This window comes from Pseudofrankia sp. DC12 (assembly GCF_000966285.1).
Classification (GTDB): Bacteria; Actinomycetota; Actinomycetes; order Frankiales; family Frankiaceae; genus Pseudofrankia.
The window spans coordinates 181,960-205,365 of the sequence record NZ_KQ031391.1 but is presented as its reverse complement, the minus strand read 5'-3'; the positions used below and the strand labels follow the sequence as shown (position 1 = coordinate 205,365).

21 protein-coding genes are annotated in these 23,406 nt (G+C 72.2%); 9 read left to right on the top strand and 12 right to left on the bottom strand.

Annotated features, from left to right (window positions below; translation table 11 throughout):
• Positions 1 to 255: 255 nt before the first annotated feature.
• Positions 256 to 1,302: a patatin-like phospholipase family protein gene (locus FRADC12_RS00855; RefSeq protein WP_052710611.1), complete on the bottom strand. Its 1,047-nt coding sequence runs from the start codon at positions 1,300 to 1,302 to the stop codon at positions 256 to 258.
• Between the two features lie 377 nt (positions 1,303 to 1,679).
• Here FRADC12_RS00855 and FRADC12_RS00850 point away from each other — a divergent pair, with 377 nt between their 5' ends.
• From FRADC12_RS00850 to FRADC12_RS00835, 4 genes are all read left to right on the top strand, one after another.
• Entirely contained in the window at positions 1,680 to 3,113 is a 1,434-nt protein-coding gene (locus FRADC12_RS00850) for an MFS transporter (protein ID WP_045875181.1), read from the top strand.
• 85 nt (positions 3,114 to 3,198) lie between these two features.
• The gene (locus FRADC12_RS00845) at positions 3,199 to 3,573 is read left to right on the top strand and encodes a group I truncated hemoglobin (RefSeq protein WP_045875180.1); all 375 of its coding nucleotides are present in this window, start codon (positions 3,199 to 3,201) and stop codon (positions 3,571 to 3,573) included.
• A gap of 253 nt (positions 3,574 to 3,826) precedes the next feature.
• Positions 3,827 to 4,420 (top strand): hypothetical protein, encoded by a 594-nt coding sequence (locus tag FRADC12_RS00840; RefSeq protein WP_045875179.1) that lies wholly within the window; start codon positions 3,827 to 3,829, stop codon positions 4,418 to 4,420.
• 3 nt (positions 4,421 to 4,423) lie between these two features.
• Positions 4,424 to 5,047 carry a hypothetical protein gene (locus FRADC12_RS00835; protein ID WP_045875178.1) on the top strand — a complete coding sequence of 208 codons (624 nt, stop codon included), beginning with the start codon at positions 4,424 to 4,426 and terminating at the stop codon, positions 5,045 to 5,047.
• A 71-nt stretch (positions 5,048 to 5,118) separates the two neighbouring features.
• Here FRADC12_RS00835 and FRADC12_RS00830 read toward each other — a convergent pair whose 3' ends face one another.
• The 3 genes from FRADC12_RS00830 to nirB are packed head-to-tail and all read right to left on the bottom strand — an operon-like array spanning position 5,119 to position 9,309.
• Complete coding sequence (locus FRADC12_RS00830) at positions 5,119 to 6,327, bottom strand: uroporphyrinogen-III synthase (protein WP_084010380.1); 1,209 nt, start codon at positions 6,325 to 6,327, stop codon at positions 5,119 to 5,121.
• Positions 6,324 to 6,701: a nitrite reductase small subunit NirD gene (gene nirD / locus FRADC12_RS00825; protein WP_045875177.1), complete on the bottom strand. Its 378-nt coding sequence runs from the start codon at positions 6,699 to 6,701 to the stop codon at positions 6,324 to 6,326. Before nirD ends, FRADC12_RS00830 begins: the two co-directional genes overlap by 4 nt.
• A gap of 4 nt (positions 6,702 to 6,705) precedes the next feature.
• The gene (gene nirB, locus FRADC12_RS00820) at positions 6,706 to 9,309 is read right to left on the bottom strand and encodes a nitrite reductase large subunit NirB (protein ID WP_502685216.1); all 2,604 of its coding nucleotides are present in this window, start codon (positions 9,307 to 9,309) and stop codon (positions 6,706 to 6,708) included.
• A 244-nt stretch (positions 9,310 to 9,553) separates the two neighbouring features.
• On the opposite strand from nirB, the gene FRADC12_RS00815 reads away from it, so the two are divergent.
• On the top strand, positions 9,554 to 13,789 hold the full coding sequence (locus FRADC12_RS00815) for a bifunctional nitrate reductase/sulfite reductase flavoprotein subunit alpha (RefSeq protein ID WP_045875176.1): 4,236 nt from the start codon (positions 9,554 to 9,556) through the stop codon (positions 13,787 to 13,789).
• Here FRADC12_RS00815 and FRADC12_RS00810 read toward each other — a convergent pair.
• The 4 genes from FRADC12_RS00810 to FRADC12_RS00795 all read right to left on the bottom strand — a co-directional run bounded on the left by FRADC12_RS00810 (position 13,786) and on the right by FRADC12_RS00795 (position 17,355).
• Positions 13,786 to 14,286, bottom strand: coding sequence for a putative zinc-binding metallopeptidase (locus tag FRADC12_RS00810; RefSeq protein WP_232303519.1), 501 nt, complete (start codon positions 14,284 to 14,286; stop codon positions 13,786 to 13,788). The genes FRADC12_RS00815 and FRADC12_RS00810 overlap by 4 nt on opposite strands.
• Positions 14,287 to 14,713: 427 nt before the next feature.
• Positions 14,714 to 15,817, bottom strand: a complete 1,104-nt coding sequence (locus tag FRADC12_RS00805; protein ID WP_084010379.1) for a glycoside hydrolase family 26 protein — start codon at positions 15,815 to 15,817, stop codon at positions 14,714 to 14,716.
• Positions 15,818 to 15,995: 178 nt separating this feature from the next.
• Positions 15,996 to 16,991 carry an aldo/keto reductase gene (locus FRADC12_RS00800; RefSeq protein WP_045875175.1) on the bottom strand — a complete coding sequence of 332 codons (996 nt, stop codon included), beginning with the start codon at positions 16,989 to 16,991 and terminating at the stop codon, positions 15,996 to 15,998.
• 97 nt (positions 16,992 to 17,088) lie between these two features.
• Positions 17,089 to 17,355 (bottom strand): hypothetical protein, encoded by a 267-nt coding sequence (locus tag FRADC12_RS00795; protein ID WP_045875174.1) that lies wholly within the window; start codon positions 17,353 to 17,355, stop codon positions 17,089 to 17,091.
• Positions 17,356 to 17,683: 328 nt separating this feature from the next.
• Here FRADC12_RS00795 and FRADC12_RS00785 point away from each other — a divergent pair, with 328 nt between their 5' ends.
• The 3 genes from FRADC12_RS00785 to FRADC12_RS32670 all read left to right on the top strand — a co-directional run bounded on the left by FRADC12_RS00785 (position 17,684) and on the right by FRADC12_RS32670 (position 19,387).
• Positions 17,684 to 18,607: an NYN domain-containing protein gene (locus FRADC12_RS00785; protein ID WP_045875172.1), complete on the top strand. Its 924-nt coding sequence runs from the start codon at positions 17,684 to 17,686 to the stop codon at positions 18,605 to 18,607.
• Between the two features lie 205 nt (positions 18,608 to 18,812).
• Positions 18,813 to 19,154, top strand: a complete 342-nt coding sequence (locus FRADC12_RS32675) for a cytochrome P450 (protein ID WP_232303518.1) — start codon at positions 18,813 to 18,815, stop codon at positions 19,152 to 19,154.
• A complete protein-coding gene (locus FRADC12_RS32670; protein WP_232303517.1) occupies positions 19,115 to 19,387 on the top strand; it encodes a cytochrome P450 family protein in 273 nt (90 codons plus the stop codon). The genes FRADC12_RS32675 and FRADC12_RS32670 overlap by 40 nt, the downstream gene beginning before the upstream one ends.
• A 225-nt stretch (positions 19,388 to 19,612) precedes the next feature.
• Here the strand turns inward: FRADC12_RS32670 and FRADC12_RS27960 are convergent, their stop codons facing one another.
• Together FRADC12_RS27960 and FRADC12_RS00770 are read right to left on the bottom strand one after the other, a co-directional pair.
• Positions 19,613 to 20,233, bottom strand: a complete 621-nt coding sequence (locus tag FRADC12_RS27960; RefSeq protein ID WP_052710610.1) for a hypothetical protein — start codon at positions 20,231 to 20,233, stop codon at positions 19,613 to 19,615.
• 84 nt (positions 20,234 to 20,317) lie between these two features.
• Positions 20,318 to 20,701, bottom strand: coding sequence for a VOC family protein (locus FRADC12_RS00770; RefSeq protein ID WP_045875171.1), 384 nt, complete (start codon positions 20,699 to 20,701; stop codon positions 20,318 to 20,320).
• A gap of 157 nt (positions 20,702 to 20,858) precedes the next feature.
• Between FRADC12_RS00770 and FRADC12_RS00765 the strand changes: the two genes are divergently transcribed.
• Positions 20,859 to 21,872, top strand: a complete 1,014-nt coding sequence (locus tag FRADC12_RS00765; protein WP_084010378.1) for a sulfotransferase family protein — start codon at positions 20,859 to 20,861, stop codon at positions 21,870 to 21,872.
• A gap of 63 nt (positions 21,873 to 21,935) precedes the next feature.
• On the opposite strand, the gene FRADC12_RS00760 is transcribed toward FRADC12_RS00765, so the two are convergent.
• The gene (locus tag FRADC12_RS00760) at positions 21,936 to 22,982 is read right to left on the bottom strand and encodes an MBL fold metallo-hydrolase (protein WP_045875170.1); all 1,047 of its coding nucleotides are present in this window, start codon (positions 22,980 to 22,982) and stop codon (positions 21,936 to 21,938) included.
• 161 nt (positions 22,983 to 23,143) lie between these two features.
• Complete coding sequence (locus FRADC12_RS00755; protein ID WP_349305921.1) at positions 23,144 to 23,362, bottom strand: zinc-binding dehydrogenase; 219 nt, start codon at positions 23,360 to 23,362, stop codon at positions 23,144 to 23,146.
• Positions 23,363 to 23,406: the final 44 nt, after the last annotated feature.

The following is a 23,406-nucleotide window of genomic DNA, read 5'->3' as shown; positions in this document are numbered from 1 at the left end:
CGCAGGCGCCGATCATCCGGGTGGCGGGGCTGGGTGCTACTCCTTGATCGAAAACTGCGCAGGGGAAAAGTGAACAAATCGGGGCATGGAACGTCGTTTTGCCTGCGCAACCAGTGATCAAGACGTTCGGGTGGGGCGTGGAGCCGCCTTGATCGCTGGTTGCGCAGGGGAAGTTGGGCCAGGCGGGGTGGGGCCGGGGCTGCCTGGGGTGCGGGATGGGGACGGACCGGGGGGAGCTGGCCCGGGCTCTGATCGTCAGGCCAGTCCGGGGGCCGAGGCCGTGAGCGGGAGCCGTAGCGGCACCGGCGGGGCGGCCGCGGCAGGCGCCTGGACCGGGGTGGCATCGCGCAGCCACGCCCGGGTGAGCCGGTAGCCGGCGGTGAGCAGGGCTCCGGTGCCGCGGAAGTCGAACGGGTTGACGATGGTCGTGCCGGGGGCGGGCAGCAGGTACACGGTCCCGCGGACGGCGGACATGTCGGCCCGGGCGGCGTTGCCGAGGATCTGGTTGAGCGCGCGCAGTGCCAGCGCGAACGCCCCGTGCGGGACCGGCTCCGGCGTCGCTGCGGCCGGGGTCGGCCCGACCGAGGGCAGTACGTAGGTCGTCATCGCGCCGAGGCCCTCGGCCTGGCGGACCGGGGTGTCGGCGCTGACGCCGCCGTCGATGAGCCGCCGACCGTCGATGGTGACCGGCGGGAACACCCCCGGGTAGGCGGAGGTGGCCAGCAGCGCCTGGACCGTGTCGCCCTCGGAGAGCACCAGCGGATGGCCGGTCTCCAGGTCTGTCGTCACGACGTGGGCCGGGATCACGGTCTGCTCCAGCCGCGCCGCGACCAGCCCGCTCTCCAGCAGGTGGCGCAGCCCGGTGCTGGAGGCCAGCCCGTCCTGCCGGCCGATGAGGCCGCCGGCCAGGGCCCGCAGCGACAGCGGCGCCACGTCCTTGCGGCGCAGCGAGGCCCACACCGCGGCCACCCGTTCGATGCCCGCCTCGGTGGGATCGGTGGCGAACGCGGCCGCGTTCAGGGCGCCGGCCGAGGCGCCGACGACGAGGTCCGGGACGATGCCCGCCTCGGTCAGCGCCCGCAGCATGCCGACCTGCGCCGCCGCGAGGCTCCCGCCGCCCTGGAAGACGAACGCGACCCGCCCGCCGGGCGCGTCCCCGGGATCGCCCGACTCGCCGGTGCCAGCCACGGCTCTCAGGTCGCCGGCAGCGTCGCGGGGCCGAGCGTCGGTCGTGGGGCCGGCGTCGTCCCGTGGCGGGACCGAGGAAAACGACGGCTGCGACGGAAGCAGCGGAGCGGTCATCGGACCTCCCGGGCATGTTCAGTGGCCTGAAGGCCCGCTGCCCCGCGTGGAGGGCGCGCCGCCCAGAGCCAATGTCAGGCTATGACAATCTCCCCAACGCAGACACCCCCGTGCGGTATGCCCCATCACGGGTAGACGTCTCCCCGGTGCTGTCCGTGGTGGTTCAGCCCGAGGATCGCGCGTCCCGCCGGTCCGATCAAGCCCTGGGCGACCGGTGGGCGCCGCCCTCCCGTGGCTGAGGCCGAGGGGCGGCGGAATCTCTCCGGGCGCGCTGCGGTCCGGTGCGGGAAAAGTTTCCTCGGCGTCGCCATTCACGAATGGTGGGGCAACCACGGGTTCCTAACGTCCGTGCCGAGCCGTCACAGAGGCTGCCACGGATGGGAAGGACCCTGATGACGACCGTCACGACAACGACCACGCCGGAATCGACCGGACCCGAGGGCGCCGAGCGCCGGGGCCGATGGCTCACGGACTGGCGTCCGGAGGACGAGGGCTTCTGGCGCCTGGGCGGGGCCCGGATCGCCCGCCGCAACCTGCTGCTCTCGGTGTTCAGCGAGCACATCGGGTTCTCGGTGTGGAGCCTGTGGTCGGTGTTCGTGCTGTTCCTGACGCCGGCCTACGGGCTGTCCGCCGATCCCAAGCACGCGGCGGCCGAGAAGTTCCTGCTGACGACGCTGCCGGCGGCGCTGGGGGCCGGCGTCCGGCTGCCCTACACGTTCGCGGTCGCGAAGTTCGGCGGCCGGAACTGGACCATCGTCAGCGCCAGCGCGCTGCTGATCCCCACGATCGTCGCCGCGGCGCTGCTGCGACCGGGAGTCTCGTTCAGCACGCTGTTGCTGATGGCGGCCCTGGCCGGGGTGGGCGGCGGAAACTTCGCCTCCTCGATGGTCAACATCAACTCGTTCTACCCGGAGCGGCTCAAGGGCTGGGCGCTCGGGCTGAACGCGGGCGGCGGCAACATCGGGGTGGCGGTCGTCCAGCTGGTCGGGCTGGCCGTGCTGGCCACGGCCGGCAAGGGCCATCCCCGGGTCATTCTGGCGATCTACATCCCGCTGATCGTGCTGGCGGCCCTGGCCGCGGCGCTGTGGATGGACAACATCGCCCACGTCCGCGCCGACAAGCATGCGATGCGCGACGCCTGCCGCCATGCCGACACCTGGATCATCTCGGTCCTCTACATCGGGACCTTCGGGTCGTTCATCGGGTTCGGGTTCGCCTTCGGCCAGGTGCTGCAGAACCAGTTCGGCGCCCACTTCCTGACCGGCACGAAGGTCGACCCCGTGAAGATCGCCTACCTGACCTTCCTCGGCCCGCTGGTCGGGTCACTGATCCGCCCGGTCGGCGGCTGGCTCGCCGACCGCATCGGTGGCGCCCGCACGACGCTGTGGAACTTCGTCCTGATGGCGCTCGCCGCCGCGATCGTGCTGACGGCCTCCCGGGAGAAGTCGCTGCCGCTGTTCTACGTCGGCTTCCTCGCCCTGTTCGTGCTGTCGGGGATCGGCAACGGCTCGACCTACAAGATGATCCCGGCGATCTTCCGCGGCCGGGCCGGCGACGCGGCGGTGGCGAACGCGGAGCCGGCGGCGGTCGAGCACGAGTCCCGGCGGCTGTCCAACGCGGTCATCGGCATCGCCGGCGCGATCGGCGCGTTCGGCGGGGTGCTCGTCAACCTCACGTTCCGGCAGTCCTTCCTGAGCTACGGCACCGGGGACGGCGCCTACATCGCGTTCATCGCCTACTACCTGCTCTGCGGCGCCCTGACCTGGGCGGTTTACCTGCGCGTCGCAGACCGACGCGGCGTCGTGATCTAACCGATCGACAATCACGCTGGGGCCCGGCTGGTGCCGGGCCCCAGCGGTGACGCGTGACATCCACTGTGCGAGAAGGGGAGAGCACATGAGCATCTACAACTCAATCGGCGGGGCACCGGCCGTGCAGGCAGCCGTCGAGGACTTCTACACCCGGGTGCTGGCCGACCCGAGCCTGGCACCGTTCTTCACGGGCACCGGCCTGGCCCGGCTGAAGTCGCACCAGCGGTCCTTCATCGCCGCGGCGATCGGCGGCTCGGAGATCTACGCCGGCCGGGACATGGCCGCCGCCCACACGGGCCTGAACATCGCCGACGCCGACTTCGACGCCGTCGTGGGCCACCTCGTCGACACGCTGACCGGGCTGGGCGTGCCGGCGGAGACAATCGACCAGATCGGCGGCGCGCTCGCCCCGCTGCGCGCCGACATCGTCACCGCGGCACCGGCCGAGAAGGCCAGCTAGCCGGCCCCGCCCCGCCACCGTTCCTGATTGTCGCTTTTGGCTCTTTTCTGGGTGGCGAATCGGGCCGGGCAACCACCGGAAAGAGGGTCAAAACGGCGATCGTACCAGCGGGCCGGTCGCGTGGCTCTTTCCACGCCGACAGACCTACCCCAACGGGCCGCAAATTCGGCGTGTCTCGAAATTCGTAGTATAAAGGCCGCTCCACCGAATTTCGCAGCGCGGGCCGACAAGTGCCCCTGGGGAAGGAACTCGTATGCCGGCTGATATCATTCTCGACGACTCCGACGACGGTCTCGTGACGATTCAAGGGGAAATCCTGAAGTCGGAGACGACCGACTTCAAGCTCGACTCCCCGGAACGCCGTTCGGTCGACGGGGGCGAGCGGCGCGCCCTTGTACACAATGTGAACGACGGTCTCACCGTCAACTTCGAGGGTGACTATCCGGGTGGCGTCAGCATTGACGGAGATGTGCTCCGGGCGCATTCGTATGAGCTGCACCTGGACTCGGCCAGCCGGCGCCACTCACCGCGCGGGAAGCGGCGGGCACTGACGCACGACACCAACGACGGGCTGACCCTCAACATCGACGGAGACTATCCGGGCGGCGTCACGATCCGCGGCGCCCACCTCAATCTGAAGGTCTCCGTCGTCGAGGGCGTGGATATCAAGCTGCCCCGGACGGCCGGCATCGGGGACCTGCTCCTCGTCCAGAACGTCGACGCGGACCCCCTGTTCGCCAACCCGCACACACTCTGGCTCTGTGTCGGGCCTGACGCCGTCACCGGTTCCACGGACGCGGTCTGGGTGCAGGTACCGCTTGGCGACTTCGTCCTGGGCACGGAGTAACCGGTGGTCTCCGTCCGAGGATCACTGGATTTCAGAGGCGATCTGCCCTTCAGCCTGCGGGCGCTCGCGCAGCTGGAGCGCAGGGACCTCCCGGTCAGTGTCCGGTCGTTGATCGATATCCAGAGCCAGTCGTGGTCGGTGCCGGTCAGTTCCGGCGACGTCACGGTGAACGTGACCTTCTCGATCCGCAACATCGGGGACTGGTCGGCCAGGATCTCCGCGCACGACCACGGCACGATCGCGGGTGACAACTTCGTCCTGGACCTGGAACTCGTCGGAACCCCCGAGCGTGTGGGCACCCGCTTCGACGCAAGCCTTGACCTGGGCTCGACCCTCGAGCTCGAGAACCACGGAGTGGACCCCGCGGTACGGACGCACTATTACCAGATCACCGGGATTCGCGCCAACCTGAAGGTCGTCCCGCACATCGGGGAGATCATCACGGGTGCGTTCACGGCGCTCCTCGTGGCCATCGCGGGGATCTTTGTCTCCCAGTCCGGCCCATCGATCGAGATGGTGCCTTGTCCAGATGACGCGCCCTTCCAGGATGACCAGAAGAAATGCGTGCAGCTGCGCCGAGGCGCATCGGGCGGAGGTTCGGAGACGCCCTCCCCAGGCTCCGGATAGCGCGGACCGCCCGCGTAGTCCGGACCGCGGCGCGAACCGGCGCCGGGCTCGGCCCCTTCAGCTCGGCCCCTTCAGTACCGCCAGTGTCCGTCGCGGCTGCTGGCGCGTTCCGGTTCGTAGGCGAGCCGGTAGCCGCGCTTGACGACCGTGAGCACGATGCGCGGGTCCCCGAGGGCGGCCCGTAGCCGGCCGACGGCGACCTCGACCGCATGCTCGTCGCCGCCGTCGCCTGGAGTCAGCCCCAGCAGGTCACGGCGCGACACGACCTGGCCGGGCCTGGCGATCAGCTGGCGCAGCAGGGTCATGCTGGCGCTGCTGAGCGGCACCAGCCGGCCGTCGACGGCGACGGCGTGCCCGCGCACGTCGAGCAGATGCCCGGCGGCCGGCACGACCTGGCCCTGCCGGGCGGGGACCTGCTCCACGATCTCGCGGGCCAGGGCCCCGAGCCGGCTGCGTGCGGGCTGCACGACGGGGATGTCCTCGCGCACCAGCGGCCCGGCGGTCACCGGGCCGACGCAGGCCGCCAGCACCGGGCCGCGCAGCGCGGCGCGCACGGCGGGGCCGCAGTCGCGCTGGTCGGCGGTCTGCAGGAAGCTGGCCGCCGCCGGCGCGCTGGTGAAGGCGACGGCGTCGAGCCCGCCGGTCGCGACCGTGTCGAGGAGCCGGTAGAGCGGTGTCGGGTCGTCCGGGGGCACCCATCGGTAGACCGGGACCTCGATCACGTCGGCGCCGGCCAGCCGCAGCGTGTCGACCAGGTCCCGCAGCGGCTCGCCGTGCAGCTGGACGGCGATCCGCTTCCCGCTCAGGTCGTCGCCGGACATCAGGTAGTCGAGCACCTCGCTGGAGGACTCCGACTCCGGCGACCAGGTCTCGCGCAGCCCGCCGGCCCGGATCGCGCCGCGGGCCTTGGGGCCGCGGGCGAGCACGGTGGCCGCGTCGACCGCCTCGGTGAGCTTCTCGGCCAGCCCCCAGGCTTCGGCGGCGTCCATCCAGCCGCGGAAACCGATCCCGGTGGTCGCGACGACGACGTCCAGCGGCGCGGCCAGGCAGCGCTCGGTGGCTTGTAGCAGCTCGCTGTCGTCGGCCAGCGGGACGATCTGGATGGCCGGGGCGTAGACGACCTTGGCGCCGCGGCGCTCCAGCGCGGCCCCGAGCTCCTTGCGGCGGCGGGCGGCGGTGATGCCGATCGTGTAGCCGGCCAGCGGTTCCAGCTGTTCGGGCTGGCCCGCTGGCGAGGACTGGTCGGTCGGCCCGGCGGCGCGGGCGGCGGCCGGGGTCACGGGCCCGGGGTCCAGATCTCGATCAGCCCGGCCCGGTCGCGGACGGGGTAGCTGGCGACGGAGACGGCCGGGTCATCGAGGCAGGCGCCGGTACGCAGGTCGAAGACCTGCTTGTGCAGCGGCGAGGTGACGGTGGGGGCGTCGCCCCGGCTGCCGACGATGCCGCGGGCCAGGACGTGGACGCCGGTGAACGGGTCGCGGTTGTCGACCGCGTAGAGCGACCCGTCGAAGGTGCGGAACACCGCGACCTGGCGCTCGCCGATCAGCGCCGCCGCGCCGCGCTCGGCGAGCAGGTCGCCGCCGCGGCACACCGGCGTCCACCGGCCGGCGGTCTCGGCCGCGTCGGCGGTCTGCGTGGTGGCGGGTGAGGTCACCGGATCACCTCCAGGAGACGTCGGCCCGGCGGGCCGGGGTCGGCAGCGGGGTGGGGCGGGGCTGGCCGCGCTCGGTGACGAACGTGATGGTGGGGTCGGGGGCGTCGGGGGCGTTGACGAACGATACGAAACGGCCCAGCAGCTGCGGGTCGTCCAGGACGGCCGCCCACTCGTCCTGGTAGCGCTCGACGTGGTGGGCCATCGCCGCGTCGAGCTCGGTGGCGATCCCCAGCGAGTCGTCGACCAGGACCGAGCGCAGGTAGGCCAGTCCGTCGGTCCCGTCCCGGGACAGCGACTCGACCCAGCCGGCCGTGCGCTGCAGCCGGTCGGCGGTGCGGACGTAGAACATGATGAAGCGGTCGATGGTGCGGATCAGTGTCTCGGTGCCGACGTCGGTGAGCAGCAGGTCGGCGTGCCGGGGCCGGAACCCGCCGTTGCCGCCGACGTAGAGGTTCCAGCCGTTCTCGGTGGCGATCACGCCGATGTCCTTCGACTGGGCCTCGGCGCACTCGCGGGCGCAGCCCGAGACCCCGGCCTTGATCTTGTGCGGGGAGCGGATGCCCCGGTAGCGCAGCTCCAGCTCGATGGCCAGGCCGACGGAGTCCCGCACGCCGTAGCGGCACCAGGTGGAACCGACGCACGACTTCACCGTACGCAGCGCCTTGCCGTACGCGTGCCCCGACTCGAACCCTGCATCGACGAGGCGGCCCCAGATCGCGGGCAGCTGCTCCAGGCGGGCGCCGAGCAGGTCGATCCGCTGCCCGCCGGTGATCTTCGTGTAGAGGCTGAAGTCGCGGGCGACCTCGCCCAGCACGATCAGCTTCTCCGGGGTGATCTCCCCACCGGGCACCCGGGGCACGACCGAGTAGGTGCCGTTGCGCTGGATGTTGGCGAGCACGTGGTCGTTGCTGTCCTGGAGCGCGGCCTGCTCGCCGGCCAGGATGTGGCCGTGCTCGAGGCTCGCCAGGATCGAGGCCACCACCGGCTTGCAGATGTCGCAGCCGCGGCCCCGGCCGTGGCGTTCGACCAGCTCGGTGAACGTCGCGGTGCCCTCGACGCGGACCAGCTCGAACAGCTCGGCCCGGGTCTGGCTGAAGTGCTCGCACAGCGCCGTGCTGACCGCGACGCCGGCCTCGGCCAGCAGGCTGCGCAGCAGCGGCACGCACGAGCCGCAGCCGGTCCCGGCCTTCGTGCAGGCCTTGATGCCGGCTACGTCGGTCAGCCCCTCGGCGGCGATCGCGCCGTCGATCGCGGCGCGGGTCACGGCGTAGCAGGAGCACACCTGGGCCTCGGCGGGCAGCGCTCCGGCGCCGACCTCGGTGCCGCCCGGGGCGATCATCGCGACCGGGTCGCCCGGCAGCGGCCGGCCGACCAGCGGGCGCAGGCTCGCGTACCGGGACGCGTCGCCGACCAGCACCCCGCCGAGCAGCGTCGTGGCGTCGTCGGAGACGACGAGCTTGGCGTAGCTGCGCCGGACCGGGTCGTTCAGCGTCACCTCCAGCGCGCCGGGGGTGGCGGCCAGCGCGTCGCCGAAGCTCGCGACGTCGACGCCGAGCAGCTTCAGCTTCGTCGAGATGTCGGCGCCGGCGAAGGCCGCCGTGCCACCGAGCAGGCCGTCGGCCAGCACCTCGGCCATCGCGTAGCCGGGGGCGACCAGCCCGTAGACCCGCCCGGCGATGCACGCGCACTCGCCGATCGCGAAGACCGCCTCGTCGGCCGTGCGGCAGGCGTCGTCGACGACGACCCCGCCGCGTTCCCCGACCGGCAGGCCGGCGGCGCGGGCGAGCTGGTCGCGGGGCCGGATACCGGCGGAGAACACGACCAGGTCCAGGTCCAGCTCGGTGCCGCTGGTCAGCGTGGCCAGCATCCGGCCGTCGCGCTCCCGGGCGATGGACGTGACCGAGGTGCCCAGGTGCACGGTGACGTCGAGGTCCTCGATCAGCTCCCGCAGCAGCGCGCCGCCGCCCTCGTCGACCTGCAGCGGCATCAGCCGTGGCGCCAGCTCCACGACGTGCGGCGACATCCCGAGCAGCCGCAGTGCCCGCGCCGCCTCCAGGCCGAGCAGCCCGCCGCCGATCACCAGCCCGGCCCGCCGGCCCCGGGTATGGGTGCGGGCGTGGGTGGCCGCCGCGCGGATCGCGTCCAGGTCCTCCAGCGTCCGGTACACGAAGCAGCCGGCCAGGTCCCGGCCCGGGACGGGCGGCACGAACGGGAACGATCCGGTCGCGAGCACCAGGGCGTCGTAGGCCACTACCCGGCCTCGGCTGGTGGTGACCGTGCGGGCGGCCCGGTCGAGGTCGACAGCCGTCTCGTCGAGGTGCAGGGCGTAGCCGGGCGTCTCGTAGCAGCCGGGCTCGACCAGGTCCAGCTCGGTGGCGCTGGCGCCGTCGAAGTAGGAGGACAGCGCGACCCGGTCGTAGGCCCGCCGCGGTTCCTCGGACAGCACGGTGACCTGCCAACGCCGGTCGGTGTCCCGTTCCCGCAGCGCCTCGACGAGGCGCTGCCCGACCATCCCGTTGCCGACCACCACCAGCCGCCCGCCGGTGGGCATCGGCGCCGGGTCCGCAGCCCTGGCCCGGGCGCGCGCGTTCAACGACTTGTCGGCCATGCCTGCACTGTGCGGGCGACGGGTTATCCGGACGGTTCGCACCCGTTACATGCGCGAGACGTCTCCCTCTCCGCCCGCGGCGCCGGCCGGTGCGTCCCGGCCCGTCCGGCGACCCGCCGGGGCCGGCGGACGGGGCCGGGCGGCGGGCCTCACCCGACAGGAGGCGTCGATGTGCGGGCGATGTAACCGCCGGCCGCGCGGCGGCGTGACCCGGGGGTAACCGCGGCTTCCTAGCCTCGGAGCCATGCAGCGGCCGGACACCTCTGTGCGCACCGTCTGCTCCTACTGCGGGGTCGGCTGCGGCCTGGTCCTCGACGTCGTCCGGGACCAGGCCGGTGCCCGCCGCGTCGTGAAGGCCAGCGGCGACAAGGCGCACCCGGCGAACGCCGGCCGGCTGTGCACCAAGGGCGCGACCACGGCGGACATGCTGGCCGGCGCCGGCCGGCTGGAGACCGCGCTGGTCCGCCGCGGCCGGGGCGAGGCGCCCACCCCCGTGCCGGTCGGCGAGGCGGTCCGCGAGGTCGGGGCCCGCCTGCGGTCGATCCTCGACACTCACGGCCCGGACGCGATCGCCCTCTACGTGTCCGGCCAGCTGAGCCTGGAGGCGCAGTACCTGGCCAACAAGCTCGCCAAGGGCTTCATCGGCACGAACCAGATCGAGTCCAACTCCCGGCTGTGCATGGCCAGCGCGGGCTCCGGCTACAAGCTGTCCCTCGGCGCGGACGGGCCGCCCGGCTCCTACGACGACCTTGACCACGCCGACGTGTTCTTCGTGATCGGCGCGAACATGGCCGACTGCCACCCGATCCTGTTCCTGCGGCTGCTGGACCGGGTCCGCACCTCCGGTGCGAGGCTCATCGTGGTCGACCCGCGGCGTACCGCCACCGCCGACAAGGCCGACCTGTTCCTGAAGATCCGCCCCGGCACCGACCTCGCGCTGCTCAACGGGCTGCTGCACCTGCTCGTCGCCGGCGGGCACGTCGACGAGCAGTTCATCGCCGAGCACACCCGCGGCTGGGCGCAGATGCCGGAGTTCCTGGCCGACTACCCGCCCGACGTCGTCGCGGAGCTCACCGGCATCCCCGAGGCCGACATCCGCACCGCCGCCGCATGGATCGCCGAAGCGGGGGAGTGGATGACCCTGTGGACGATGGGCCTCAACCAGTCCACCCACGGGACCTGGAACACCAACGCGATCTGCAACCTGCATCTGGCCACCGGCGCGATCTGCCGGCCGGGCAGCGGGCCGTTCTCGCTGACCGGCCAGCCGAACGCGATGGGCGGCCGGGAGATGGGCTACATGGGCCCCGGCCTGCCCGGCCAGCGCAGCGTGCTCGTCGCCGAGGACCGGGCCTTCGTCGAACGGCTCTGGGACCTCCCGGCGGGAACGCTGCGCACCGACGTGGGCAGGGGCACCGTCGAGCTGTTCGAGCGGATGGCCGACGGGCAGGTCAAGGCCTGCTGGATCATCTGCACCAACCCGGTCGCCTCCGTCGCCAACCGCGGGACCGTCATCGACGGCCTGGAGGCGACCGAGCTGGTGATCACCCAGGACGTGTTCGCGGACACCGAGACCAACGCCTACGCCGACGTGGTCCTCCCCGGCGCGATGTGGGCCGAGACCGACGGTGTGATGGTCAACTCCGAGCGCAGCCTCACGCTGCTGCGGCCGGCGGCCAGCCCGCCAGGGCAGGCCCGCCCCGACTGGCGGCTGATCGCCGACGTCGCCTGCGCCATGGGCTTCGAGGACGCCTTCGGCTACGGCAGCGCCGCCGAGATCTTCGACGAGATCAGGCAGGCGTGGAACCCCGTGACCGGCTACGACCTGCGCGGCGTCAGCTATGACCGGCTGCGCGAGGGGCCGGTGCAGTGGCCGGCGGCTCCGGGCGGCCCGGCCCGCAACCCGATCCGGTACCGCGCCGGCAGCCCGAGCCAGCCGGCGGGCGCCCGGCCGGACGGCACGGCCGCGCGGCTGGTCTTCCCGACGCCCGACGGGCGCGCGGTGTTCTTCGGGCGCCCGCACCTGCCCGCCGCTGAGCTGCCCGACGAGCGGTACCCGTTCCTGCTGAACACCGGCCGGGTGCAGCACCAGTGGCACACCCTGACCAAGACGGGCCGGGTCGCGAAGCTCAACCGGCTCAACGCCGGCCCGTTCGTCGAGATCCACCCCGAGGACGCGGCGGTGCTGGGCGTCACCGACGGCGACGCCGTCGAGGTCGCCTCCCGCCGCGGCCGTGCGGTGCTGCCGGCCGTCGTCACCGAACGGGTGCTGCCCGGCTGCTGCTTCGCCCCGTTCCACTGGAACGACCTGTTCGGCGAGTACCTGGCGGTCAACGCCGTCACCAACGACGCCGTCGACCCGATCTCCTTCCAGCCCGAGTTCAAGGTGTGCGCGGTGACCCTCACCAAGGTCGCGCCCGTGTCCGGCGTCGCTGGCGCGCAGGCCCCAGGCGCGCGGGCGGACGGCGACGAACCCGCCGAGCCGGCCTCGGCCCCGGCACCGTTGGCCGCGCTGGCCGGCGGCGAGACGCGGCAGGGGCCGGCGGCGCCGGGCTGGCTCGCGCAGGCGCTGGGGATCGGCGACGTGGGCCCGCCCGTCCTCACCGGCGACGAGCGCCACTACCTCGCCGGTTTCCTCGCCGGACTCGCCGCGCAACCGCCGCCCGGCCCCGGCCAGGCGCTCGACCGGGCCGTTCCGGTGCTGCCGGCGCATGCCCCGCTTGCCCCCGACCGGGCGGCCTGGGTCAACGGCGTGCTCGCCGGCGCCTTCTCGCGGGCTCCCGCGGGCCAGGCCGGGGCGCTCGACGGACCGCACACCGCCGAGGCCCCACCGCCACTGCCAGCCGGGTCGGCCGGCGCCGGTGGCGGGCGGGAGGTGCTCGTCCTGTGGGCCTCCCAGACCGGCAACGCCGAGGACTTCGCGGACCGCGCCGCCCAGCACCTCGCCGAGCGGGGACGCACCGTGGCCCGGCACCCGATGGCCGAGTTCGCCGGCCGGCCGTTGCCCGCGCAGGTCGACCTGCTGTTGGTCACGAGCACCTTCGGTGACGGCGAGGCACCGGACAACGGCTCCGGCTTCCTCGACGCGCTGACCGCCGCCGACGCGGCGCCACCAGACGTCCAATACGCCGTGCTGGCACTCGGCGACTCCAGCTACAGCGACTTCTGCGGCCACGGCCGCCGGCTTGACGAACGGCTCGCGCAGCTCGGCGCGACCCGGCTGCTGGCGCGGGTGGACTGCGAGCCCGACTACGAGGACGCCGCCGCCGCCTGGCTCGACCAGGTCGCCGCGGCCCTCGCCGAGCGCGCGGCGCCGACCGCCACCGCGGTCGTCACGATCCCGGTGAGCAGGCTGGCTCCGCCGGGCGAGACCGCCGACCCCGTCGCCACCCTGACGGGCAACCGGCTGCTCAGCGCGCCGGGCGCGACCAAGGAGGTCCGCGAGTTCACCGTTGACCTTTCCGGCGCCGGGCTCACCTACCGGACCGGGGACGCGCTGGTAGTCACACCGACCAACGACGCCGGCCTGGTCGGCGAATGGCTCCAGGCCACCGGCACCGACGGCGCCGAGCCCGTCGAGATCCCCCGGGTCGGGCGCCTGCCGTTCGCCGAGGCGCTGCGCGCGCACCTGGAGATCGCCACCGCGACCGGCGGCCTGCTGCGGCTGCTCGCCGGGCGCACCCACGACGAGGCGCTGCGCCGTCGGCTGAGCGCCGAGCAGCGCGGTGAGCTCGACGCCTGGCTGTGGGGCCGCCAGGCCATCGACGTGGTCAGCGAGTCCGGTGTCCGGGCCAGCCCGCAGGAGTGGGCGGACAGCCTCACCCGGCTGAGGCCGCGGCAGTACTCGATCTCGTCCAGCCCCCTGGTCGACCCGGACCGCGCCCGGGTCCTGGTCTCCGTTGTCCGTTTCGCCGGCCCGCGCGGCCAGGACCGCAAGGGCGTCTGCTCCACCCTCCTGGCCGACGCCATGCTCGGCGCCCGGCTGCCCGTAGCGATCCGCCCGACCACGCATTTCCGGCCGCCCGAGGAGCCGGCCACCCCGGCGATCATGATTGGCCCGGGGACCGGCGTCGCGCCGTTCCTCGGTTTCCTGGACGAGCGCCACGCCCGCGGGCACCCCGGCGAGAACTGGCTGTTCTTCGGCGAGCGCAACGCCGCCACCGACTTCTACTACCGCGACGAGCTCGACGCGCTGTGCCGCGCGGGCACCCTCACCCACCTGGACCTGGCGTTCTCCCGGGACCAGGACGCCAAGATCTACGTCCAGGACCGGATGCGCGAGCACGGCGCCCGCCTCTGGGGCTGGCTCGGCGCAGGCGCGCACCTCTACGTCTGCGGCGACGCCACCCAGATGGCCAAGGGCGTCCACGAGGCGCTGCGCGACATCATCGCCGAGCACGGCCAGCGCACCCACGACGCCGCGACCCTCTACCTGCGGCAGCTCGCCGCCGAGAACCGCTACGTCCGCGACGTCTACTAGGCCGGCGTCCGTCCCGCGGCGCCCGATCCGGCGACGAGCTGGTGGACGAGGCTCATCTTCTCCAGCGCGGCGGGCGGGAGGACGAAGGGATAGAGGTCCGGGTGGCCCATCGACCGGTTGACCATGTTGAGTGACCAGGCCAGCGGCAGCCACAGCTCGGCGATCCGCCGGAAGCCGGTCTCGCCGGCGAGCGGGGTCGCCAGGGTGGCTCCGGCGGGGGCGAAGCCGAACGCCGCGGCCGTGTCCAGGGCGTCGCGGATGTGCAGGTAGTGCGCGAAGGTCTCGGCCCAGTCCTCGGCCGGGTGCATCGTGGCGTAGGCGGAGACGTAGGTCTGCTGCCCGCCTGGTGGCGGGCACTGCTGGTAGCGCTGGTCCAGGACAGCCTGGTAGTCGGCGTCGGGGTCGCCGAACAGTTCCTCGAACCGTGCCCAGGCGTCGCCGCCTTCGGCGAGGACGGTGACGCGCCGGACGACGTCTCGTCCAGCTACGACCTGCACGCGAACGCCTACGTGTGCAAGCCCAGCGACCTCGACGCGTTCCTCGGCCCCGTCCAGTCCATCGACGACTTCTGCTTGGGCCTCGTGAAGCTCGCCCACCACTGACGGCGCCGGCCGGAGGGCGCCGGCGCGCCGAGCTCAGGCGCCGGCGAGGTCAGGCCGCCCGGAGCCCGAGCAGCGGCTCGCCCGCGCGCGTGAGCCGTTCGGCCGGGGTGGTGCCGCCCCAGATCCCGCCGGGAGCCGTCGGCGGCCGGGTTGGTGAAGCTGTGCGCGGCGCCGCCGTAGAGGATCATCCGCCAGTCGGCCCCCCGCGGAGCCGCCCGAGCGCGGCTCGCCTCCCACTGATCGGTCACCTGTTTTCCCTTCAGGCGCCGGTCATCAGCCTTTCAGACCTAGGTGAGGCGCGGTCTTCCGCCTGCCCCCTGAATCAGGGCCGCGCTCGCCACAGCTGGGTGTAGAGCGTCGCCGCCGCCGGGTTCGCGTACGCGCAGCCAGCCCCGAGCGGCCGGTCGAGGTTCGAGCCGACACTGGGGTTGTCGCAGGTGTTGAAGTACGCCTCGTAGTAGAGGCCCCGGCCGGCCCGGGCCGTCATCCAGTCGCGCATGAACCGGATGTAGCTGGCGTTGTCGCCGCCGCCTTCGGCGCCGGAGCCGGAGGCGACGCCCCACTCGGGAATGCCGAACAGTCTGCCGTGCGCGCGGGCGAAGTCGTACAGCCAGGTGATGCCGCCCATGGCCTCGGCCTGGTCGTTGAACTGGGCGAGCGTCCGCGACGCCGGGTAGTGGTCGAACGCGTCGATCGAGACGACGTCGACCCACTGGTCGCCGGGGTAGAGGTCGGTCGGGACGTGGCTCGGCGGGTTCTGCGAGATGTGCGCGTTGATCGACCAGTCAAACCGCGGCGGCGCGCTCACGGTCGAGCGGATCGAGTTGACGACCTGGCGGAAGCAGCTGATGTACGCCGCCGGGTCCGAGCCGGACCACGGGTACCAGCGGCCGTTGCCCTCCCAGGCCAGCCGGATGATCGAGCTCTGGCGGCCGGTGGCGTTCAGCGTCCGGCCGAACTCCTGCCAGTGCCCGTTGTAGGTCCCGGCGGCGCAGGCCTGCAGGTTGGATGTCCCGTCCTCCGGGAACGGCGGGACGGCGATGGCCAGCTTGCCCGGCCAGCCGGCGAAGTTGGTCTCGGCATAGGACGGCTCGACGATCGACGCCCAGGTCCTGCGCGAGACGTAGACCTGGGCCACGTCGCAGGGGTCGCCGCGCAGAAGACAGAACTGGTCGACGGCGGCCGGGGTCATCTGCGGGTCGCCGTTCACGCCGGAAAGCCAGGGCTGCCCGGACGCGTTGCCGGTGACCGGCGGTGGGCTCGGGACCGGTCCCGCGGCGGCGGCGGCGACGGCGTTCGGGGTGGCGGCCGCCTCGATCAGCAACGCGGCGGCCAGCGTGGCCAGGCCGGCCCAGCCGGCCGCGGGGCGGCGTGACCGCGGCCGGCGGTGCGAGACAGGTGGGGTCGGCTTACCGGCGGCTTCCACGCGCGCTGGCCATCCCTTCGTCCGGAGCCTCAGGACGTTCGTCCGCGACCCGTGGGCTGGTGCGGACGAACGCCTGCGACTCTATACGTAGAGTGCTTAGCTAGCTGCGCTAGGTGGTCGGTGGTCGGAGCGTCGCGTAACAGGCGACGCGTGCCGGCGAGGCGCTGGTCACACGTCCCTACCAGGCGAAGTGCTCGGGTGCGGCCCGGTACCCCGGGAAGATCTCGTCCAGCCTGGTCAGCGCCTTCTCGTCGAGGCGGACGTCGAGCGCCCCCACGGCGTCGTCGAGGTGCTGGCGGGTGCGCGGGCCGACGATCGGGGCGGTCACGGCGGGCTGGTGGAGCAGCCAGGCGAGTGCGACGTCGCCGGGCTCGTGGCCGAGCTCGGCGGCGAAGTCCTCGTACGCCTCGATCTGGGGCCGCTTGGCCTCCAGCGTGTGCGCGGCCCGGCCCTCAAGCCGGCGCAGGCCCTCGCGCTGCTTGCGCAGCACGCCGCCGAGCAGCCCGCTCTGCAGCGGCGACCACGGCAGAATCCCGACGCCGTAGTGCCGCGCGGCCGGGAGGACCTCCAGCTCGACCTCGCGGGTGATCAGGTTGTAGATCGGCTGCTCGCTGACCAGGCCGACCAGCCCGTGCTGGGCCGCGGCGGCCTGAGCCTGGGCGATGTGCCAGCCCGCGAAGTTGCTGCTGCCGACGTAGAGGATCTTGCCGGCGGTGATGGCGACGTCGATGGCCTGCCAGATCTCGTCCCAGGGCGTCGCCCGGTCGACGTGGTGAAACTGGTAGAGGTCGATGTAGTCGGTCTGGAGGCGGGCCAGGCTGGCGTCCAGGGCGCGGCGGATGTTGAGCGCCGACAGTTTGCCCTCGTTGGGCCACTCGCCCATGGGGCTGTAGACCTTGGTAGCCAGCACGGTCCGCTCGCGGCGCCCGCCGCCCTGGGCGAACCAGCGGCCGATGATCGACTCGGTGGCGCCCCTGCCCTCGCCGAGGCCGGAGACGCCGGCCGAGCGCAGGCCGTAGGCGTTGGCGGTGTCGAAGAAGTTGATGCCGAACTCGTGCGCCGCATCCATGATCGCGTGGGCGTCGGCCTCGCTGGTCAGCGGGCCGAAGTTCATCGTGCCCAGGCACAGGCGAGACACGGACAGCCCGGTACGGCCGAGATAGGTGAACTGCATCAGCGCAATCCTCTCTGGCGGCCGGAACCGCCGGCACCGGCCCGCCGGGTCTCGGCGCGGGCCCTGACCCAGTCTCCGGCCTGGTGCGCGCTCCAGGTCAAGCCCGCGGCCACCGCGTTCGTCTGGAGGGTGACGCCGGCAACGGGCCGGCCACCCGAATGGACATACCCTGATCATCCACCAGGGAGCCCTGATCGACGCCGCCGCCCAGGACGTCTACGACGTGCTGACCGATGGCAACCTCGCCACCGCCCTGGCGCATTCCGAACGGCTCGGCTTTGCCGTCCGGCAGTACGTCGGTGGTGGTTACGGATTCGCGAGCCGCGATGGTGTCGAGCTGCCTCTCGGTGCCGTCGCCGATCATCCGCCCGAGCTGCGCGGCAGGCGTATCTCCTCGTCGACGACGCCGACGAGCTCGTCGGCGAATGGCGCGCGGACGGAGTCGAGGTCCACCTCCCGCAGGACACGGACTGGGGGCAGCGCGAGGGCGCGGTGGTCGATCCCGGCGGGAAGGTCCTTCGCTTCGGCTCGCCGCTGCCAGCCTGGAAACCCGTGTTCGCCGCGTGCGCCGCGGCGGTGCCGTTTCGTCGATCCGTAGGCTTGCGGTCGCGGCGGCTGTGCGCCGGCCAGGTTTCGCGGGGAAGCCGCCACCAGGCGGGCGGCCCGGAGTGCCGAGGGCGGGAGGAACCAACGTGGTGGTCGAGGTCCCGTCCGCGCGGCTTGCCGTCCTCGTCGACGCCGAGAACGCACCGCTGGCGGCCGTCGGGCCGCTGCTGGCCGAGATCGCCCGCTTCGGCAGAGCGCAGGTGAAACGGGCCTACGGCGACTGGACGGCGGCCTCGCTGAAATCGTGGAAGAAGACCCTGCTTGATCTGTCGATTCGCCCGGTGCAGGTGTTCGCCGCGGTCCGGGGGAAGAACGCCGCGGACATGGCGCTGGTGATCGAGGCGATGGACCTGCTGCACTCCGGCGCGTTCGACGGGTTCTGCCTGGTCTCCTCCGACAGCGACTTCACCCGGCTGGCGGAACGGATTCGGGAGGCCGGCCTGACGGTCTACGGCTTCGGCGAGGAGAGGAAGACGAACCCGGGTCTCGTCGCCGCCTGCGACACCTTCGTCTTCGTGGAGACCCTTGCCGCGGCGCCGGCCCCGCCGGTCTCCGTGTGGCCCGCCCTCGCCGCGGAACAGGCCCAGGCGCTCGGACCCGCGGACACTTCCCCGCCGCCGGTCGCGCCCGGGACGACCTCTGTGGCCGAGGCGTCCGTTCCCGGGCTCAACGTCGAGATCGCGCCGACCGCCGCCGCCAGTCCCGAGAAGAGAAGAAAGAAGAAGACGAAGGCCGTCGCGGCTGCGCCTCCCACCCGCTCGACGACCGCCGAGCTGCAGGCCGATGCCGCGTTGGTCAGCCGGCTGCGCGACGCCGTCGCGACGAACCACGCCTCGGACGGCTGGACGTCCCTCTCGGCGATCGGCCAGGCCATCCGCAAGCGCCCCGCGGTCATCCTCAAGCCCTACGGCTATTCGCGGCTGAAGGACCTGATAGCCGCGACCGACCTGTTCGACATCCAGCAGCGCGGCCGAGGCGGGTCAGGCGCCGTCTACGTCCGCGTCAAGTAGGCAGCCACGGCCTGCCGGGCTCGCCGGCGTGTCACGGATCCCTCGCCGTGCCCCTCCCAGGTAACGGTGGCCCCGGCTGGTTTGACGAGTAGGTCGGCGGCCGGCCAGTGGGAGGACCGGTAGATCACGGGAAGGTCCGGTCCCACCTCGGCGCGGACCGCGGCGACGACCTCGGCCCCGATCCTGACCCCGTAGGAGGAACCCGATGGTCATCATTGCCGAGCCGTCCTCGCTGCCCCGTCCGCCCGAGCCGGCGTACGCCGCCACGCCGTCAGGGCGGCTGCTCGCCGAGCTGTTCGACCCGGCGAACCGGGCCGGCCCGTACTCGATCTACACGCGGCTGCGCGCGCTCGGCCCGCTCCATGACGGGCCGTTCGGGCTGCCGCTCGCCACCGACCACCGGGACTGCTCGGCCATCCTCGGCAACCAGGACTGGGGCCACGACGGTGAGGCCCACCAGCTGCACCCGACGCTGCCCATCGACGCGTCCCCGCGGCCTTCCTCTGGATGGAGCCGCCGGACCACACCCGGCTGCGCGGCCTGGTGACGAAGGCCTTCACGCCCCGCGTCGTCGCCGGCCTGCGGCCCCGGATCGAGGCGCTGGCCGAGGAGCTGCTCGACGACGCGCTGCGAGCCGGCGAGTTCGACCTCATCGAGACCATCGCCTATCCGCTGCCGCTGACGATCGTGTGCGAGGTCCTCGGCGTGCCCAGGTCCGACCACCCACAGGTGCAGGTCTCGTCGCAGGCGGTGGTCCGATCGCCGAGGAGCTGCGAGTGACCACCACTGTCCCGGTCCAGGAGCCGGCCGGTACCGCGCACTCACCGGTGCTGGCGGCTTTCGCCGCCGCCCGCCGGGCCGACCCCCACCGACGGATGCCTTCGTCTACCGGCCGCAGAGCGTCATCCGGGGCCTGGCCGCTCTGCCGCTTCGCCTTGCCCCGGCCATCACGAACCCCTTAGCAGCCGGCCGCCGCCGCTCGCCGGCACGCGGTTTCGTGTTCGTTCAGCCTTCCTGATGTGCATCGATGGAGACGCCCTCGGACACGCCGGAGGTCAGAGCGCCGATCAGCGATGCCCCAGCCCCGAACCACCACACCACGGCAATGGCAACCGATACCGCTACCCCGACCGCCACCCGTCGCGGCTTGCGGGCCGGAGCCTGCACCAGTCGGCCCGCACTGCTGGTCTTCGCCAGTTCGATGGCCCGGCCGGGTCTGTCCTCGAGGTCGGCACCGTCCGAGGTAGCCCGACCCGTGACCCGCGGTAGCCCGATGGCTTGGCCGGCGAGCCGTCGTAGGAACAGGCGTCCGAACAGGCTCACGATGAAGCCCGGACCAGAAAAGGCACCGATCCCGACCAGGCCGGCCGACCAGCCTACGCCTATCGAGAGCATGCCGAAGGACACCAGGCCCAGCGCCAGCTGGCCCACCACGATCCCTCCCCGGGCCAGCTGCCCGACGGCCACCACACCGGTGGCTACCTGCCCGATAGCGACCACACCGGTGGCCAGCTGGCCGATGGCCACCACACCGGAGGCGCTCTGGCCAATGGCGACGATCCCGGTCGCGTGGGTGCCAATGGCGATCAGGCCACCCGAGTCTGGCCCTACCGTCATGATCTGCATGCCGGAAGCATACGGAGGCCAAGGAGACGGTTGGCGTCGCGCGGCTGAAGATCGGCGGCCGGCCTGCGACCCGCGCCACGCAGGTCAATCAGGCTCGCGCGGGTACCAGCGCAGCTCGACGGTGTTGTCGTCGGGGTCCTTGATGTAGAGCGAGACGGCGTCGCCCTGGGCGCCGAAGCGGGTGGCTGGTCCGTCAACGACGGTGACCGTGCCGGTGTCGATGATGTCCTGCCAGTCGAGCGGGTCCACGACGAGGCAGAAGTGGTCGACGTTCGCCGAGGTTCGGGGGAGTTCCATCAGGTCGATGATGGTCGTGTCGTTCACGCGGACGGAGGGGAACGGCGCTTCGCCGGCGCGCCACTGTTCCACCCTGACCGGTTCCAGCCCCAGCACGTCGCGGTAGAAGGCGAGCGAGCGCTCGGCGTCCGCGACGTTGAGGACGAGATGGTCGAATCCGGTGACCCGCATAACCGCACATTATTCCCGGCTGCCGCGAACGCGTCCACCGTGCCCCGCAGTTCGGGCGCGCACGTTCGGAGATCTCGCCCATACTCCTTGGTACCTTGCAGGCAAGCTCAGGCCCCCCGCCCTGGCATCGGGATCGGCTGCCGGAAGGACCCAGCGCATGCGCGACAGACTGGTGCAGTCGCCGATCTTCCTGCTTTCGCCACCACGATCGGGGTCGACGCTTCTACGATGTATTCTGGACAGTCACAGCCGCATCCACTCACCGCACGAGCTACACCTGGACATGCAGCGACTGAAATGTCTCTCCTCTTTCGGCGAGACGTCCTTGAAAGCCTCCGGCCTCACGGTCCGAAGCGCCGAGCACCTCCTCTGGGACCGCCTGCTGCATCGGAGTCTGGTCGCCAGCGGCAAGGACATCATCGTCGAGAAGACGCCCACCAACGTGCATATGTGGGAACGAATCGTCGAGTGCTGGCCAGACGCCCGCTTCATCTTTCTTATTCGCCATCCGGCGGCCGTGGCCGAGTCCGCGGTGTCGGCCGTCAGGAGCTTCGGCGCGAGAGATCGCCTGAGGTACGCCCGCGACCTCACCCAGGACGCCGTCCGCCTCGTGACCGGAGGCCATGCGCGGGACCTGAAGCTCGGCATCGAACCGTTCATGACGAAGCTGGAGGCGGCCCGGCAGGCGCTGCCCGGCCGAACGGTGCGTTACGAGGACCTCACGACCCGGCCGGCGGAGGTCATGTCCGGCCTGTGCGAGTTCCTCGGCGTCGACTTCGAACCGGCCATGCTTGGCTACGGCACCGCCCGAGACCAGTTCGTTCCCGGCATCGGCGACTGGCGCGACAAGATCAGATCGGGCAGGATCCAGGCGCCGGACCAGCCGCCCGCGTCGATTCCGCCCAGGCTGCGTGCCGTCGCCCGCGCCTGGGGATACCTGGAGCCGGGCGACCCAGACCCGACAGAGCCTGGCCTGTGCGCCCGTGCCCGATCTCGCCCCAATATCGATCTTGAAGCGGCGGCCGAGGCGAGGGCACGGCTCGTTCCGCACCCGCGCGCCGGCGAGGCTGCGTCCCAGGCCGACTCCACGTTCCAGGAGACGGCACGCCCCTGGCCCGCCGGCCCGGAGCACAGTCTCGACCCGCCGCCAGTCTCGGACGTCTCAGGGTAAGGCCGATCGGATCGCCATGGTGTCGCGGTGTGGATGGCTGTTCGGGGCGGTCTCTTGTGATGGTCAGGCGGCGAGGTGGAAGGAGGTTCCGGAGCTGCTGGGTACCCAGGCGTCGGGCAGTGCGGTGGCCAGTGCGTGTTGGGCGCGCCAGCCGCTGCAGTGCGCGCTGGCGACAAGGTCGGGTGCCATCGCGGTCAGGGCGCGGACCGTTGGTGCGATGACCGGTTCGAAGGCGGGCCCGCTCAGGTGCAGGCCGCCGATCAGCGCGTGCAGCCGGTCGACGCCGGTCAGCCGCAGCGCGTGGCGGGCGATGTTGACCACGCCCGAGTGCCCGCACCCGGTCAGCACCACCAGGCCCTTGCCCCGGACCTGGACGACGAGCGCCTGGTCGTCGAGGACAAGGGGGTCATGGCGCCAGCCGGTGGTGTCCCAGGCCTGGTGCGCAGGCGGCATGCCGTGCTCGAAGTCGGTCGTACGGTCGACCTCTCCGGTGATCAGCACGCTGCCGTCGACCAAGAGCGACGGTGTCCGCCTCTCGACGACCTCGAACCCCTCCGCCTCCAGCGCGCGTCTGCTCAACGTCGGGAGTGCGGTCGGGTCGAGGCCAGCAGGCGCCAGTCGCCGGCGGGTCCAGATCCCCGGGTGCACCGCCATCGGCAGGCCGCGGACCCCGCGACGGCCCGCGAGTCCGGCGAGGCCGCCCACGTGGTCGAAGTGGCCGTGGCTGAGCACGACGCCCTGGACGTCGTCGAGGACGACGCCGAGCCGCTCGGCGTTGCTCACCATTCCGTCGGGAGACACCCCGGTGTCGAACAGCAGGGTCGTGACCGTCTCGCCGCGGCGAACCCGGACCAGCGCCGAGAATCCGTGCTCCGCCCGCAAGCCCACCGTCGTGAGCCCATCCTCGAACTGGGGAGCATCGACCAGCCCGGCGCGGATCGGAGCTCGCCGTACTCGGGCGTCGCCGGTCAGCAGGGCGTCGAAGGTGTTGTCCATCAGCGTGGTGATGACGACCTCGTCCACCGGCGCGAGCGACACTGGATCGACAGCCGCACCCACCGCCGGCCTCGGAACGGCGGCATTCACTTCCGACGCGTCGTCATCGCACATACCCGGACCCTAGGCCGCCTGCGCCACCCCGACAGGCCCGTGTAGGTCGCCGTGGCCGGCCTCATCTCTGCAGTTGCCCCTGGCGGGTGGCGGCGAGGTCGCCGTAGGCGGCGCCCGGTCTCACCGGCGACGTGAGGGAGCTTGTCGCGATCGAAGGCGGGCTAGCTGGAGATGGCGATCTGGCCTCGGGCGCGGTGGGACATCATGTGGGCGACGGCGCTGGCGGCGTCCGCGAGCGGGTAGGTCCGTTCAATGATGACCTTGACGTCCGCGGCTGCGAGGAGCGCGGCGAGCGCGTTCAGGTTCTCCCGGTTCACGACGCATGCGACGGTGCGCACGTCGGCTGGGCCCCACTTCTTCATCAGCATCGCGCGCGCGATTCTCGTCCCAGCTCCCCGGATCCACCGCGTAGACCTTCTTGAAC

Coding starts and splice junctions, on each gene's coding strand:
- FRADC12_RS00800 (WP_045875175.1), bottom strand. CDS start 16,991: ATGCAGTTCACCTATCTCGGCCGTACCGGGCTGTCCGTGTCTCGCCTG.
- FRADC12_RS32670 (WP_232303517.1), top strand. CDS start 19,115: ATGGAGCCGCCGGACCACACCCGGCTGCGCGGCCTGGTGACGAAGGCC.
- nirB (WP_502685216.1), bottom strand. CDS start 9,309: ATGGCCGACAAGTCGTTGAACGCGCGCGCCCGGGCCAGGGCTGCGGAC.
- FRADC12_RS00795 (WP_045875174.1), bottom strand. CDS start 17,355: ATGATCGGCGACGGCACCGAGAGGCAGCTCGACACCATCGCGGCTCGC.
- FRADC12_RS00815 (WP_045875176.1), top strand. CDS start 9,554: ATGCAGCGGCCGGACACCTCTGTGCGCACCGTCTGCTCCTACTGCGGG.
- FRADC12_RS00845 (WP_045875180.1), top strand. CDS start 3,199: ATGAGCATCTACAACTCAATCGGCGGGGCACCGGCCGTGCAGGCAGCC.
- FRADC12_RS00760 (WP_045875170.1), bottom strand. CDS start 22,982: ATGTGCGATGACGACGCGTCGGAAGTGAATGCCGCCGTTCCGAGGCCG.
- FRADC12_RS00765 (WP_084010378.1), top strand. CDS start 20,859: ATGCGCGACAGACTGGTGCAGTCGCCGATCTTCCTGCTTTCGCCACCA.
- FRADC12_RS27960 (WP_052710610.1), bottom strand. CDS start 20,233: ATGCAGATCATGACGGTAGGGCCAGACTCGGGTGGCCTGATCGCCATT.
- FRADC12_RS00850 (WP_045875181.1), top strand. CDS start 1,680: ATGGGAAGGACCCTGATGACGACCGTCACGACAACGACCACGCCGGAA.
- FRADC12_RS32675 (WP_232303518.1), top strand. CDS start 18,813: ATGGTCATCATTGCCGAGCCGTCCTCGCTGCCCCGTCCGCCCGAGCCG.
- FRADC12_RS00840 (WP_045875179.1), top strand. CDS start 3,827: ATGCCGGCTGATATCATTCTCGACGACTCCGACGACGGTCTCGTGACG.
- FRADC12_RS00770 (WP_045875171.1), bottom strand. CDS start 20,701: ATGCGGGTCACCGGATTCGACCATCTCGTCCTCAACGTCGCGGACGCC.
- FRADC12_RS00855 (WP_052710611.1), bottom strand. CDS start 1,302: ATGACCGCTCCGCTGCTTCCGTCGCAGCCGTCGTTTTCCTCGGTCCCG.